Here is a 14,116-nt window from a genome sequence, read left to right on the forward strand (position 1 = left end):
GAGCATTAACGATTTGCTAGGGTACTGGTTTGAGCTACAGTCACTTGCTGGTAAATGGTCTTATGTGGCGTACCTGTGTCAGCCATGCAGTCCATCAATGTGTCATTAGTCTCGGTAGTGCGTCTAGTCAAACAATTCCCAGGTGTGCCGTAAGCAGGGATTAGAGAAGTGGTATGCACCTCAAAGTCGTAGACGGTTGCCTCTCCCAATGTAGCACTCTGACCATAAGGGATGTGCTCAAAACCAAAAGCATTCTCGTTATTTTCTTCTGATTTTCTAGGCTGGGTCAGATTAACCTGCGTAACCACCGACTGTCTGGCACTGGTATATTCAAAAGTGTCACCCTGACCGCAAATACCACCATTATTTTCTAGCATACCTGTCCCACGAAAAATAGTAGCAGTATTACGCAAATAATCATTGGTCCTAGGATTGAAACAATAAACAAATTCATCGCCCATATTATTCGAATCATTAATAAAATAACCCAAAGACCCTAAGGGGCTTAGCACCACTCTTTTATACAACACATCTTGATCGCTACCATTAACAATGGCTTCTAGCTTTTGATTAGCACTTTCAGACGATTGGAGTAGCACATTGTCCATTTGGTCGGCGGTAGCGACTTTTAAGTCTGTACTACTTTTTCGTAAAGCAATCACGCCGATACTTAAAATCATGATTAGAAAAACCAAAACAACCACCAAAGCAACGCCTTGTTGGTGACGATTGGCGATATTCATTTGGGAAAAGCTAGACATAATTATTCTCTTTAATCTCTACCTGTGGTATGTACGACACGAGCATTTCTAAGCAGTACATTTGACTCGTAGACACCCCGAACCTGTGCATTATTTGCGGCATTACCTATCAAGGTATTTGTCTCACCAAATATTTGAAATTGAGTCGCTCCTTCTTCACCTAAAATAGCTGTGCCGCCGCGACTAACAATTCCCAGCCTGACCGCCACTATCGGATCTTGGCTGCCAGCACCCAAATTAACATAAGCTTGTGGAGACAAAAAGGTAATCTGTGGGTTATTCCCCTCAGTTTGCATGCCCAATAATATTCTAAATTGATCTACATTGCTAATGAATTCTACATCACCTGCACCGAGCCTTGCCGTGCCGTTAGCTAGACCACCTAGATTATTTCCTGTAAAATGACCTGAATCACAGTGCAGATGAAGGTTTGGCACTGTCCCTGACATGAAATAACGCTCTACAACCAAGGTGCCGTCTGGAACGTCATTACCCTCACAATCACTCATTGTTCTACCAGAGATATTGCGATAAGAAATGGTCAGCTGGTCACTTCTAACATTAGTGTTAGTCACACCGCCGCCTGAGCGTGTTAAAAAATCACCTTCAATAGGAAGGTTATTCCTAGTCAAGACAATTCCGCCGAAACCTGTATCAGACTTAATAGAGGTAGTATCATTACCTAAGTTGGCAAGACGAATGTTATGCTCTAAGCTCTGAAAGCCGAACACGCTGGTATTTTGCAAATTACTGCTACTAGCTTGAATGGTGTTTGTTCTTACGCTCATGATGTAAACCTGCATAACAGCAGCAGAAATAATGAGACCCAACACCAATGAAATCATCAGTTCAATGAGGGTAAAACCTTGTTGTCTTGAATTCATTAGTAAGCCTCCATGACAAAACATGATGCACCCGAGTTTTGAATGCCTGTTGCCTCATTCGCACAATCATTCCTTCCACTACCAAGTGTCGCTTTCGTCTTACCCCAAGCAGCAATCATGCATCGACGCACCTGACCACCTGCCGTGCCTGGGCAATTGACTAATCTTAATGTCATACCTTGACTGGTTGCAAAGACATTTAAAGTTGCAGCATCCTTGGCAGCAAGCTGTGCTACTGTACAGTAGTTTAAACTATCTCCAGATTGCATACAACCATCAGTATTCCTAGCATTACCATTTAGTGCCGTTGTAAAAGCACCGATACCATCCTCTCCATAACCCCTCATGTTTTCTGCTGCACCACGCATAACAGCCAACGCACGAGTACGCATCAGACTCTCATCAGTAGATTTTACCGCTGCCAATTGCATGGCACTAAACCCCAAGACAGCGATGGCAAGCAACATTAATGCGACCATTACCTCGACAATACCGATACCCTGTTGATTTTTCAAAGATTTATATGTCATGATGAACAATCTCCGCCATTTCTGTTGACTGTAATGTTTGAGCGATTATCTACTGTTATTATAATTTGATTGCTTGTAAAATCTTGGTAACAAATACCAAAAGTACCAGCACCTTGTACTGTTTTTTGGGGGGTGAAGACAATAGTATTTGAAGAGGGAGTAACTACTACCTTATTAGAATATGTCATATTCATCGGCTCAGAACCAGTTATTTGGATATTATGCCCCTGGGCATCAATAATGAAACTGACATTTCTCTTCTGGATTAGTGCACTGGCTCGGGCATTTTTTAATGCAGACTCAATATCGCCTGCTGCTCTGGTCATTTGCGTTCGAGCCAGTTGTGAACTGATACTAGGATATGCCATCATTGAAATGATAGCGATAATAGATATTACCACCAACGCCTCAATCAAGGTAAATCCCGACTGATGGCGATATGAATGTAAATTTGAATGAAACACGAGTCATCCCCGACAGGTTGGGATACAAACCATCCCAATTAAATAGTAGTGAAAATTAATGATAATGTCGCAAGAATCATTCCTTAAACATCGTTATTTCTTGGGAGGAATATACCTAAAATATGGTTAAAAATTGTCACTTTATTGACAAAAATTGACAATTTATTTATCTATTGTAGCAAAAATCAGCACCAAAACCAACACCGCTTATCCTTGTCAATCTATGAATTAAGCAACTAAATAGGCTTGGGGGTCTTTACCCATCCAAAATCGGCAGATGAATCCCCTCTCGCCCATGCAATGCACAAACGCCATGAATTTTGGCAGTGGGGTGTTCTGCCCAAATGGCATTTGCCATGGCAAGCAGTGTCGAGCCTGTGGTCACAACATCATCTACCAGTATCGCATGACGGACAGGCAAAGGGTCGGTCAGATAAAAATCATGCTTGACGTTATGCAGGCGGTCGCTACGGCTAAGACCACGCTGATGAATGACATTATCCAAGCGAGCGACACCTTGCCACATCGGTATCTGCCACAAAAAGGATAAATATCTGGTCAAAATCAGCACAGGATAAAAGCCTCGTTCTACCAAACGAGAGCTTGTGGTCGGAGCTGGAATAAGCACGGCGTTATCAGCATTTACACCTTGGGGTCGCCTGACGTATCTCATTAGATGATACAGCACCATGAGTGATGACACATCGCCTTTATCCTTGAAAGCGGTCATGACCTGCTTTAACGGCACATCATAATAAGCACTCGCATACAAAGCAATCTCTCGCCCATCATCACGCATGGCAAATATCGGCAATCTACCTGCCCACTGGGCATGACAATACATACAAAGCAGTGGAGCATGGTAAAAGGGTGCGTGGTAAACAGGAATATGACAAAAAGGGGGATGGTCAGCCATACCCCCTATATCCAACTTAGGCTTAACCTCTATCGTCTGCCCACATAACTGACAGCACTCATGCACGTATGATGAGAGCATGGCAAGGGCATACGGGGGCAGGCGAGCGAGCAAAGGTTATAATCCCATCCAGTCATTTAACATCACGCCCACGCCCACGGTCGTGGACTCATGATTATAATCAATGATGGACTGACCATAGCCATGAAACAGCTGAACATAACCACTCACGCCACGACCAATGGGGCGAACATAGTCAAGCTGAACCGCTCCTTTGCTGGTCTTAGGGTTATAACGCAGTGTGCCTGAGATATTATTGCCCTTATCAAACTGATAAATAAAACGCACATCGCCATGACCATAATAGTCTACAATATCAGGGTTATCATCAGGACGGCTACTGTCACTGGTCTTAGCAACTCTCGCCCACAGGCGTGGCATGACCGTAAAGTTACCCCACTCCGCCCCTGCCATGACATAGGCACGGTTCCATGAGCGTGACAGGGAATCACCTTCACCATTTGAGTGGTGTACCACACCCGCCCCAAGCATGCGTAGCTTGCCATCAAAGGGCAAGTCTGCCACCACAGGTTGAGTGATAAACAGCTCTGGCTGATAGTCATGAGCCCTAAACGGACGTGAGTTATCTTCGTTATAGACCTGCCAATGCGACTGCTGAGTATAGCCAAACCACATGTCTGCGTTCGTACCAAACAAATCTTCGACAACTTTGGATTTGAATGAGAGTTGCAATTTTAACTCGGTACTACGGATATCATTACCGGTATAATCCACTGCTTCTTGGGTTGGGGTACTGACCGAACGGTTGGGCTTGGTATTGACAAATACTGGTAGGACATACATGGGGTTATGGGGACGAGCTTTCCATAGCCCACCGCTGTTTTTGTCCAAGTCATAAGCCAAACTCAGTGGCGTGTATCTACTACCATCCACCTTGCCAAAGCCACTGGCACTGATGTCGGGGTTTATCTCATCATCTGCCCCATTCTCTGTTAGGGCGATGTCAGCAGTCGGCAAATCACCGGCAGTCTCAGCAAGCACCACCTGTGGGTCGCCCTTAATGGTGCGTTTAAAGGTCTGTCCCAAATCAAGAGGGCGTTTGTCTTGGAGTACGCTTGGCACTTTGCCTAGGGCAATGCTGTCAAAACACGCCAAACGCTCACCATCATTGACCACGGATGCACAGTCAAAAAACAGTCGCTCACCCTGCACAGGGTCGGTAATGTCAAGCTCATTCGTCTGCACCGCACTCACTTCGGGCATGGGCAGGGCAATCTCTTCTGCCCATGCCTGCCCACTCATCACGCCTAGCGACAATGACGAGAGCGTCACAGCAAGGCTCAATCGCTTTGGGATAAACTTCATAAAATATCTCACACTAGGTAAATGACAAGCTTAAATCATTATGCATTCATGCTTGTCATGTTTTGTTAAATGATAGATATACTAAACGATAAATCAAATTAAGACCAACGGTTGAATTTAAAAACATCAAATACAAAGACCGCTATTCATATTTTTGCCCATCAAACATAATCCAGCCCCCTTGGTGTCTGCCCGCAGGGTCATGGTGCGTCCAATGCACCACCCCACCTTTGTCGGTGTATTCATACTCGCCATAAAATGACACACTGTCGCCCTTTTTTAGCCCTGTCACATACGGGGCTAGGTCAATGTTATGGGCGATAAGCACCGTCATGTCCACCCCGTCTAATGAGACGATGAATTTTTGGTGACGTGAGCCTTTGTTGTCATCGGGCAGGGTTGCCTTGACCGTGCCACACCCTGCCACTTGGACATCAGAGCGTCGCTCGGTAAAGCTTGTGGCGATGAGCTGATTTTGACAGCTTGGATTTGACTGCTTGGGCTGTGTGTTTTGGGCGGTTTGGGCATCCACCAAAGTCTGAGCCTGCGATGTTTGGTGAGCTTGCTTGCTTGCCTGGGTTATCATCAAGGCAAGCGGTCAATACCAAACACATCACTCCTAATGTCGCCCCCAGTACAAATGGTCTTGCCCAGTGTGTACATGCACCCAGTACTGTCTTGGTTTGTCTAGCCTGTTTCATTTTATCTGTCTGTTTACCCATTTTGCCCAAAGCAAGTCATCAGAACATGGCTTAAAACTGCATATTTTAACAAAAGCCAAACACGCTTGCAAAATAAAGTTGTAAACGCTCGGGTTCACAACTCTACCTTACCTAAGATTACCAATTTTTACCAAGCTGACATTTTTTGTCAATGACTTACAGTTTTTGTCAGTTGTTTGTTGTTGGCTTTGTAAATTTTATACCTGCATTTAAATGACGGCACTAATTTTTAGGGCGTGCCTACCTTTTATAACAATATTTACAATATAGAAATATTTTAGAAATAAACTAATCGTTTTTGCATGAAAATGACTAAATCTGGTTTTTCATGGCAAATATAAAAGGCAGGCACGCCCTAAAATAATTTTAAAAAAATTTCAAAATCATCAAAACTGCACCAACGCCATCTCAAAATCCGCCCGTTTGGTCTCGCCAAGTAGCATGGTTTGCAGCTGCCCTTGTTTATAAATAAGCAGTGCCGGAGGCCCAAACAGCCCATAACGTGCCAGTACCGCTCGGCTGTCATCATTGGTCTCAGTAATGTCTAGCTTGACCACTTGATAGTCTGACAGTGCCACAGGGCGATTGGTAAACAACGTACGTTCCATGATACGGCATTCGACACACCAGTCGGCAGTCACGTCCACCAGCACTTTTTCATGACGGGTAAGGATGGAGTCAAGCTCGCTTAGACTGCTGATTTTGATGTCTGCCTTGGACTCGGCAACAGTCGCGGTCACCCCCAGTTTGGCGAGCGGTCGCCATGGGTCATTCGCCCCCATGCTCGCCCCCACCACAAGGCACACCGCCCACAACGCCCCCACCAAGGCAAATGCGTGCGACGCTAGATTTTTCATTCTAAACAGCCACACTGCCGTCATCGCAAACCACACCGCCCAAATGATGAGCATGACAGGCGAGAACAGTAGTCGCTCTAATAGAGATAGCGACACCGCGAGCAATAACAGCCCACAAAATTCCTTGACACGGTTCATCCACTCGCCTGCTTTGGGCATAAACTTGCCCTGTGCCAGACCGATGAACATGAGCGGTATGGACAAGCCAAGCCCCAACGAAAACAGGGCGATGAACCCAAAAGGCACGCTACCACTTGCCGAGACTGCCGTCAAAGCCCCTGCCATGGGGGCGGACACACAAGGCGACACCACCAGTGCCGATAACGCCCCAGCAACAAAACTACCACCCACACTGCCCAGCTTATCATCGGCAGATTGGGATTTTCTGTGCAACATGTCTCGCACGCCCGATGGCAAAGTGATCTTAATGATGTCAAACATATACAAGGCAAGCAAGGCAAAAATAATGGCAAATACCCCCAGTACATAAGGGTTTTGTAGCAGTCCAAGCACGCCCACCGCCTGCCCAAACCACGCAATCAGACCGCCCAACACGCCATAAGCCGTCGCCACACCCAGTCCATAACTGCCCGACAAGGCAAATCCCTTTAAGGCAGTATGGGACTTGTTATGAGCAACGATATTGGCGACAATCGGTATCATCGGATAGACGCATGGCGTAAAGGACAGCAACAGTCCCGCCAAAAAGAGCAGTAGCACCGCTAGGGCAGGATTTTTGTTAATGCCAAACGGGTCGCTTTGGCTGCTTACTGCCTGATGACTGGTGTCTGCGGCCGCCGTGCTTGTTTGGGCATTTGGGGAGCTTGCCATGTCAGCAGATGACTCATTACCCAGTCCGCCACCCATCTCATCATTTGATTCGCCAGTTGGGGTATTCCCCCGCTCATCGCCAAATACAGGCGTGACCAGTGGCGATGTTGGGACTGACAGTGTTTGGTCGGGAGCGGTGTTTTGAGTGACGGGCACACCTGTCCCATCTTGGCTCATGCCTGCCTGTGACAACTGGGTAGGCTCTGTGGTCGGGCTGGTTTTGTCTAAATTGTTATTTGTATTGTTATTTGAGTTATTTAAGCCGTTAGTTACATTATTATTTAAATTGCCAGTTAAGCCATTATTTGACTGATTATCCAAGCCAAGCCCCACGCCATCTTTGGGTGTGCCTTTGCCCGATTGATTGGCTTTATTTGTGACCGTGGCTTGACTGCTTGGTGTGTCTGGTTTTTTTTTGGCATTGCCTGTTAGGCTAATGGTCGTTTTTAGTGTCTCAGGCGGATAACACAGCCCTGCCTTGGCACAGCCCTGCCAACGAACACTTATCGGGGCGGTCACATCGGCAGTGGCGGTCAGTTTGACAGTTGCCACCACGTCTTCTTCAAATACCGCCACTCGCCCAAATTCAGGATCATCTATCATCGTGTGTGGTTTGTTAAACGACCACGCGCCCATGCTCACGCCATCGGGCAGGGTCAGTTTGATTTTGTCTTTATAAACATAATGCTCGGGCGTTACCCCAAATGTCACCGCAAGCGTGTCGCCCTGCTGACTGGCAGAGACGTTAAAGGCTTGGTGAACGGGTAGGAATTTGAATTTGGACTGATGAGCAAACAGCCCTGATAGCGTGCCATCGCTTTTGGCGGTATCGGCAGACAGTGCCATCGCAGACATGGGCAACGCCAAAGCAAGCGATAAGGCAGACAGGCGGGATAAGGAAGTTAGTGAATGAGTGAATTTTGACATATTGTATCCTATTCTCAACTTTATATCAGTGATTGATTTATCAAGGGCAAATTGCAATTCCCCCCACAACCCGAAAAATAACCATCAGATAATCAGTAAGTTACCATTTTAAGTTGAGAGTGAAGTATATTGTTCAGCTATGATAAAATGGCATAAGCCACAGAAAAAAACGGCTTATTATATCATAAGCCGTTTTTTAACGATTATACACAAATCACACGTGATTGTGGATTTTTGTTAATTTTATTTTAAATGATTTAAATTAATTTTGTTTTAAATAAGGCCACGCCGCTTTTAGATAAATCGTCATCGACCACAGGGTCAATATCACCGCAATAATCATCAAGGTATAGCCCAGCGTCTCCAAAATCTGCCAGTTGAGTAGTAGTACGGTAATGGCAACCATCTGAAATGTGGTTTTTAATTTGCCTACATATGAGACCGCCACCGATGTGCGATTGCCAAGCTCTGCCATCCACTCACGCAGTGCTGACACGGCAATCTCACGAGAGATAATCACAATGGCACTAATCGCCATCACGATGTTCGGATGCCACTGCACCAAGATAATAAGTGCCGCCGCCACCATCAATTTGTCCGCCACAGGGTCTAAAAAACGCCCAAATGCCGAGCTTTGGTTGAGTTTGCGTGCCAAATAACCATCAAGCCAATCGGTCAGTGCCGCCAATATAAAAACAAACGTCAGCAAAAAATGACGAAGCATGTTATCGCTGTATTCTAGCATGCCAAGGCGAGCAATGGCATTATCGGGAATGGCAGGCACGCCAATGCCAAGTGCAGGGGGCATGTACGCAATCGCCACAAACAGCGGTATCATGACAATGCGAGCAATTGTCAAGTTATTGGGCAGGGTAAAAATGCTAGTCTTATTGGGCTTATCGTTAGACATGGCGGGCTGAACATAAAAATATGGGCGTATGATACCCTAAAATGGGGTGTTTTTGTGTAAAAATTTAAGATTTTTACACAGATTTTGGGTAAAATAAAGCAATTTTTATGCCCACTTTATTTTTATCTTTTATTCTCTACACTCATCATAAAATCATCACACCATCATGACTCATCCGACCCCATCATCGCCCAAGTCCATAACCCACTTTGACGCCATCATCATCGGTGCAGGGGCTTCTGGGCTGTTTTGTGCCTTTCATCTTGCCGAACGTGGCAAAAGCGTGCTAGTGCTTGACCACGCCAACAAAGCTGGTAAAAAAATTCTCATGTCAGGGGGCGGACGGTGTAACTTCGTCAATATGGACGTACGTCCTGAGCATTTTATCAGCCACAATCCGCATTTTGTACGGTCGGCACTGGCAAAGTTCACGCCCCATCATTTCATGAATTATGTCTATAAGCATGGCATTGGTTTTCATGAAAAGTCGCACGGGCAACTGTTCTGCGATGACTCATCCAAAGACATCTTAAATATGATCCTGACCGAATGCGACCATCATGGCGTAACCATCTGGCTAAACACCAAAATCAGCACCATCAACAAGAGTGACACATTCACCCTAACCACGCACAAAGACAACCGTGAGCACACTCTATCTGCCCACTCACTCATCATCGCCACAGGCGGTCTGTCCATTCCCACACTCGGGGCGAGCGGTTTTGGCTATCAGATTGCCGAGCAGTTTGGACATCAGATACTGCCAACATCGGCAGGTCTTGTGCCGTTTACCTTTACCGACCACATCGGAGCCATGGCAAAAGAGCTAAGCGGTATCAGCATGGACGTCATCGCTTTTAATGACAAAGCCCAATTTGCCCTACCGCTACTGTTTACCCATCGGGGACTGTCAGGCCCTGCCATGCTTCAACTATCCAACTATTGGCAAATCGGCGAGTACATTCACATCAACCTACTGCCACACATGAGTGCAGGCGAGCTGTTAATCAAGCACAAACACACGCACCCCAAACAGCACATTCGCACCGCCTTACAGCCCTATTTTGCCAAAAAATTGCTATTGGCGTTAGAGAGTCACTTTTGGCAACAGCACAAAGACAGCGAGCTTGCCAACATCAAGGACAAAGAACTCATCACGCTCGGCAACGCCCTAAACGACTGGCAAATCAAGCCATCAGGCACCGAAGGCTACCGAGTGGCAGAAGTAACCCTTGGCGGGGTGGACACCCGTGATGTATCTAGCAAGACCTTTGAGAGTAAGCTGTGCGATGGTCTATACTTTATCGGCGAAGTACTGGATGTTACAGGTCAGCTTGGCGGTTATAACTTTCACTGGGCATGGGCAAGTGGCTTTGCGTGTGCGATGGCGGTGTGAGCATGTTTTATTGGAATTTTTTAAATCAGCCCCATTTTTAACCTTATTAACCGATTTATTAAGAGCGAATTACCATTTAACCCCATACCCAAAAAATTACCTAATAATCAATAAACCATCATTTTAGGTTAAGATGATATTAAAATCACTTCTAATTTTTTGAAATAACTTGTAATAAGGACACCCATGCAATTTAAATTTTTGGATAACATCACAGGATTTGGCGATAAAGATTGGTCAAAACAATGGATAATCGCTTGGTTTGTGGTTGGGGTCATCGCCCTATTTGTCGGCTTTTGGCAAACCACCGAACACACAGGGCTTGACTGGTTTTATCTTATTGTCTCCTACATCGGGCTTTTGTGCGTGGTGGGTTTGTCCTTTCGCAAAAACGTGATGGGCAACGGCTTTGGTATGCTTGCCACGGCAGGGGAAGTGGTCGTGCAGGGCAGTCGTGGGGCGATTGGGCTCATGCTTGCCCCACTATTTAACTTTTTTACGCACGTTTGGGGCGTGATTTATTGGAAAAAGAACACGGACGCAGACGGCAATATGCTTCCACAATCGGCAAATAAATATGTGTGGATAATTACCGTTTTATTTATCGGCATTGGCGTTTATTTATTTCCAATTATCAATGATTGGCTTACTGCTCATAATTACGCCATTTATCAAGATGACGGTTCTACCTTTATGGGGATTAGCTTTTATACCATTAATATTTTGGCATTTATTTTGTCCGTTACCGCCCAAGCCACGATGATAATGCGATATTCTTTTAATTGGTATTTGTGGATTATTGTTAATATGGTTTGGCTTATTGTTAATATCATGACGGCTAATTATATTTTTGCCATTCAGACGATGGTTTATCAAGTCAATGCCATTGTTGGGTTATATGGCTGGTATCGCAGTGAAAAGATAAATAAAGCCAAAATAAATAATTGACAAACCATTTAGCAGTAATTTAAAAATCTTAAATTTTAAATGTTCATCATTTTAATATTGATAAATTATTGACATTTTTTTATCATGGGTTAAATTATTAGCAATAAATTAACCCGTTATTTTACCAAGCCTAAAATAAGGACATTTTATGCATCCATTTAAATCGCAAAAACCCTTATCACTTTGGCTGTCCGAATATGCCGTCAGCCATCAAAATCCCACGAACAAACGCATTCATTACATTTGCGTGCCGATTATCTTTTTGACCATAGTCGCCCTACTTTATCATATCTCAACATATCTACTTGCAGTCGTTACGATAGGCGTGCTGTGGTTTTATGTGCGATTGTCTTTGTCGTCCTTTATTGCCATGCTTGCCTTTTATGAGCTGTGTCTTAGTGTTGCTGTGTTTACCCCTGTTGGTATTTGGTTTTGGGTTGGGGTGTTTGTGGTGGCTTGGATTGGGCAATTTGTCGGGCATAAGGTTGAAGGGGCAAAGCCGTCATTTTTTGAAGATTTGCAATTTTTGCTGATTGGACCTTTGTGGGTGGCTTTTGCACTGTTTGGCAAAACCCCTGCCCGACAATCATAACCCCAATTTTGTCATGGCTTTTTGCTGATAAAATGATTATAATGTCATCATCATGCTCTGTTATGACATTATTAACTTTATTGGTAGTAGTCTAAAAAGTATGCCAAACTAGTTTTCCGTTCGCTCTGAGCCTGCCTGCGGGCAGGAAAACCGTTAGGTTTCCCAAGCTCGCCACGAACGGTTTTCTTTGTAGCATACTTTTTGAACCAGAGCCACTTTATTTTATCATTAATGACGGCTGTCTCGCCTTTTACAGCCTGTTTAATCACATTCCATTTAATCACATTGACATGATGTTAAGGACTTATCATGACTCAACCGACCGACGCCCAAATCGCCAGTAACGCCCTAGCGACCATCGCCCCCATCAGTGACATCGTACGCAAACTCGGACTGTCCGACGACGACATCGAACACTACGGCAAATACAAAGCCAAAATCCGCCACACCCCGACCACTGACCGCCAAGGCAAGCTCATCTTAGTGACCGCCATCAACCCCACGCCTGCTGGCGAAGGCAAAACCACGCTCGCCATCGGTCTGGGCGACGCATTAACCGCACTCGGTGAGCGTGCCGTGCTTGCCCTGCGTGAGCCATCGCTTGGTCCTGTGTTCGGCATCAAAGGCGGAGCAACAGGGGGCGGTCAGGCACAGGTCGTCCCCATGGAAGACATCAACCTGCATTTTACGGGCGATTTTCACGCCATCACCAGTGCCAATAACCTACTGTCCGCCTTGATTGACAACCACATTCATCACGGCAATGAGCTGGGCATCAACCCCAAAAAAGTGCTGTGGCGACGTGCCTTGGACATGAACGACCGCTTTCTTCGTCACATCGTGGGTGGCATGGGCAAACCCAGTGATGGCGTGATTCGCCCTGATAGCTTTGACATTACCGTGGCGTCTGAGATTATGGCGGTGTTTTGCCTAGCACGAGATTTGGACGACCTAAAAGAGCGACTGGGCAACATGATGGTCGCTTACCGTTTTGATGGTACGCCTGTATTCGCCAAAGATTTGCAGGCCCAAGGAGCGATGACCGCCTTGCTCAAAACCGCTTTTGCCCCCAATCTAGTTCAAACCATGGCAGGCACGCCCACGCTCATCCATGGTGGACCTTTTGCCAACATCGCCCACGGCTGTAACTCGGTCGTGGCGACACGGCTCGGGCTGGCACTGGGCGACTATGTGGTCACCGAAGCAGGCTTTGGGGCGGATTTGGGAGCGGAGAAGTTTTGCAACATCAAATGCCGACTGGCAGGGCTTCACCCCGATGCAGTCGTGGTCGTGGCAACCGTGCGTGCCTTAAAATACAATGGTGGCATCGCCAAAGATGACTTGACTGGCGAAAATCTCACCGCTCTGTCCCAAGGACTACCCAACCTACTAAAACACATCGACAACATGAAATCCGCCTTTGGACTGCCTGTCGTGGTCGCCATCAACCGCTTTGTTAGTGATAGCGATGCCGAACTTGCCCTGATAGAACAAGCCTGCCATGACAGGGGCGTGGCGGTGTCGCTGTGCGATGTCTGGGCAAAAGGCGGACAAGGCGGTCTTGACCTTGCCCAAAAAGTCATCGACGCCACGCACGCTCCCAACCACTTCGCCCTAACCTACAATGATAACGTCAGTGTCAGCGATAAAATCACCGCCATCGCCACAACCATCTATGGAGCGGACGGTGTGTCGCTCACTGCCAAAGCCCTATCCGACATCAAAGCCATTGACAAAATGGGCTTATCACACCTGCCTATCTGCATGGCAAAAACCCAATACTCACTCTCTGATGACCCCAAAGCCCTAGGCAGACCCACGGATTTCACCATCAGCGTGCGTGAAATCACCATCTCGCACGGGGCTGGGTTTTTGGTCGCACTCTGCGGCGACATCATGAAAATGCCCGGACTACCCAAAGCCCCTGCGTCCATGAACATTGATGTGGTTGATGGGGAGATTGTGGGGTTGTTTTAGACAACCAAGAATCAA

At 46.2% G+C, this 14,116-nt stretch carries 13 protein-coding genes; 4 read left to right on the plus strand and 9 right to left on the minus strand.

Annotation, left to right across the window (positions count from 1 at the left end):
• Positions 1-5: 5 nt before the first annotated feature.
• The 9 genes from LP107_RS09525 to pgsA form a co-directional block, all read right to left on the minus strand.
• Entirely contained in the window at positions 6-761 is a 756-nt protein-coding gene (locus tag LP107_RS09525; protein ID WP_143821690.1) for a pilus assembly protein PilX, read from the minus strand.
• A gap of 11 nt (positions 762-772) precedes the next feature.
• Positions 773-1,645: a prepilin-type N-terminal cleavage/methylation domain-containing protein gene (locus LP107_RS09530; RefSeq protein ID WP_158079659.1), complete on the minus strand. Its 873-nt coding sequence runs from the start codon at positions 1,643-1,645 to the stop codon at positions 773-775.
• Positions 1,645-2,175 (minus strand): type IV pilus modification PilV family protein, encoded by a 531-nt coding sequence (locus LP107_RS09535; RefSeq protein ID WP_078274318.1) that lies wholly within the window; start codon positions 2,173-2,175, stop codon positions 1,645-1,647. The genes LP107_RS09530 and LP107_RS09535 overlap by 1 nt, the downstream gene beginning before the upstream one ends.
• Positions 2,172-2,639 carry a pilus assembly FimT family protein gene (locus tag LP107_RS09540; protein ID WP_078274320.1) on the minus strand — a complete coding sequence of 156 codons (468 nt, stop codon included), beginning with the start codon at positions 2,637-2,639 and terminating at the stop codon, positions 2,172-2,174. Before LP107_RS09540 ends, LP107_RS09535 begins: the two co-directional genes overlap by 4 nt.
• Positions 2,640-2,895: 256 nt before the next feature.
• Entirely contained in the window at positions 2,896-3,669 is a 774-nt protein-coding gene (locus LP107_RS09545) for a ComF family protein (RefSeq protein WP_143821691.1), read from the minus strand.
• A 3-nt stretch (positions 3,670-3,672) separates the two neighbouring features.
• A complete protein-coding gene (locus tag LP107_RS09550) occupies positions 3,673-4,941 on the minus strand; it encodes a phospholipase A (RefSeq protein WP_264676171.1) in 1,269 nt (422 codons plus the stop codon).
• Between the two features lie 142 nt (positions 4,942-5,083).
• Positions 5,084-5,527: a DUF3465 domain-containing protein gene (locus LP107_RS09555; RefSeq protein ID WP_078274323.1), complete on the minus strand. Its 444-nt coding sequence runs from the start codon at positions 5,525-5,527 to the stop codon at positions 5,084-5,086.
• A gap of 522 nt (positions 5,528-6,049) precedes the next feature.
• Complete coding sequence (locus tag LP107_RS09560) at positions 6,050-8,278, minus strand: cytochrome c biogenesis protein CcdA (protein ID WP_078274324.1); 2,229 nt, start codon at positions 8,276-8,278, stop codon at positions 6,050-6,052.
• A gap of 262 nt (positions 8,279-8,540) precedes the next feature.
• Positions 8,541-9,188 (minus strand): CDP-diacylglycerol--glycerol-3-phosphate 3-phosphatidyltransferase, encoded by a 648-nt coding sequence (gene pgsA / locus LP107_RS09565; RefSeq protein ID WP_078274325.1) that lies wholly within the window; start codon positions 9,186-9,188, stop codon positions 8,541-8,543.
• 166 nt (positions 9,189-9,354) lie between these two features.
• On the opposite strand from pgsA, the gene LP107_RS09570 reads away from it, so the two are divergent.
• The 4 genes from LP107_RS09570 to LP107_RS09585 all read left to right on the plus strand — a co-directional run bounded on the left by LP107_RS09570 (position 9,355) and on the right by LP107_RS09585 (position 14,101).
• Positions 9,355-10,584, plus strand: coding sequence for a BaiN/RdsA family NAD(P)/FAD-dependent oxidoreductase (locus LP107_RS09570; RefSeq protein ID WP_078274326.1), 1,230 nt, complete (start codon positions 9,355-9,357; stop codon positions 10,582-10,584).
• Between the two features lie 186 nt (positions 10,585-10,770).
• Positions 10,771-11,532 carry a nicotinamide riboside transporter PnuC gene (gene pnuC / locus LP107_RS09575; protein WP_078274327.1) on the plus strand — a complete coding sequence of 254 codons (762 nt, stop codon included), beginning with the start codon at positions 10,771-10,773 and terminating at the stop codon, positions 11,530-11,532.
• Positions 11,533-11,680: 148 nt separating this feature from the next.
• On the plus strand, positions 11,681-12,124 hold the full coding sequence (locus LP107_RS09580) for an Mpo1 family 2-hydroxy fatty acid dioxygenase (protein ID WP_078274328.1): 444 nt from the start codon (positions 11,681-11,683) through the stop codon (positions 12,122-12,124).
• A gap of 309 nt (positions 12,125-12,433) precedes the next feature.
• Positions 12,434-14,101: a formate--tetrahydrofolate ligase gene (locus LP107_RS09585; protein ID WP_112742036.1), complete on the plus strand. Its 1,668-nt coding sequence runs from the start codon at positions 12,434-12,436 to the stop codon at positions 14,099-14,101.
• Positions 14,102-14,116 lie beyond the last annotated feature (15 nt).

Source organism: Moraxella bovis (assembly GCF_025985205.1).
Taxonomy (GTDB): domain Bacteria; phylum Pseudomonadota; class Gammaproteobacteria; order Pseudomonadales; family Moraxellaceae; genus Moraxella; species Moraxella bovis.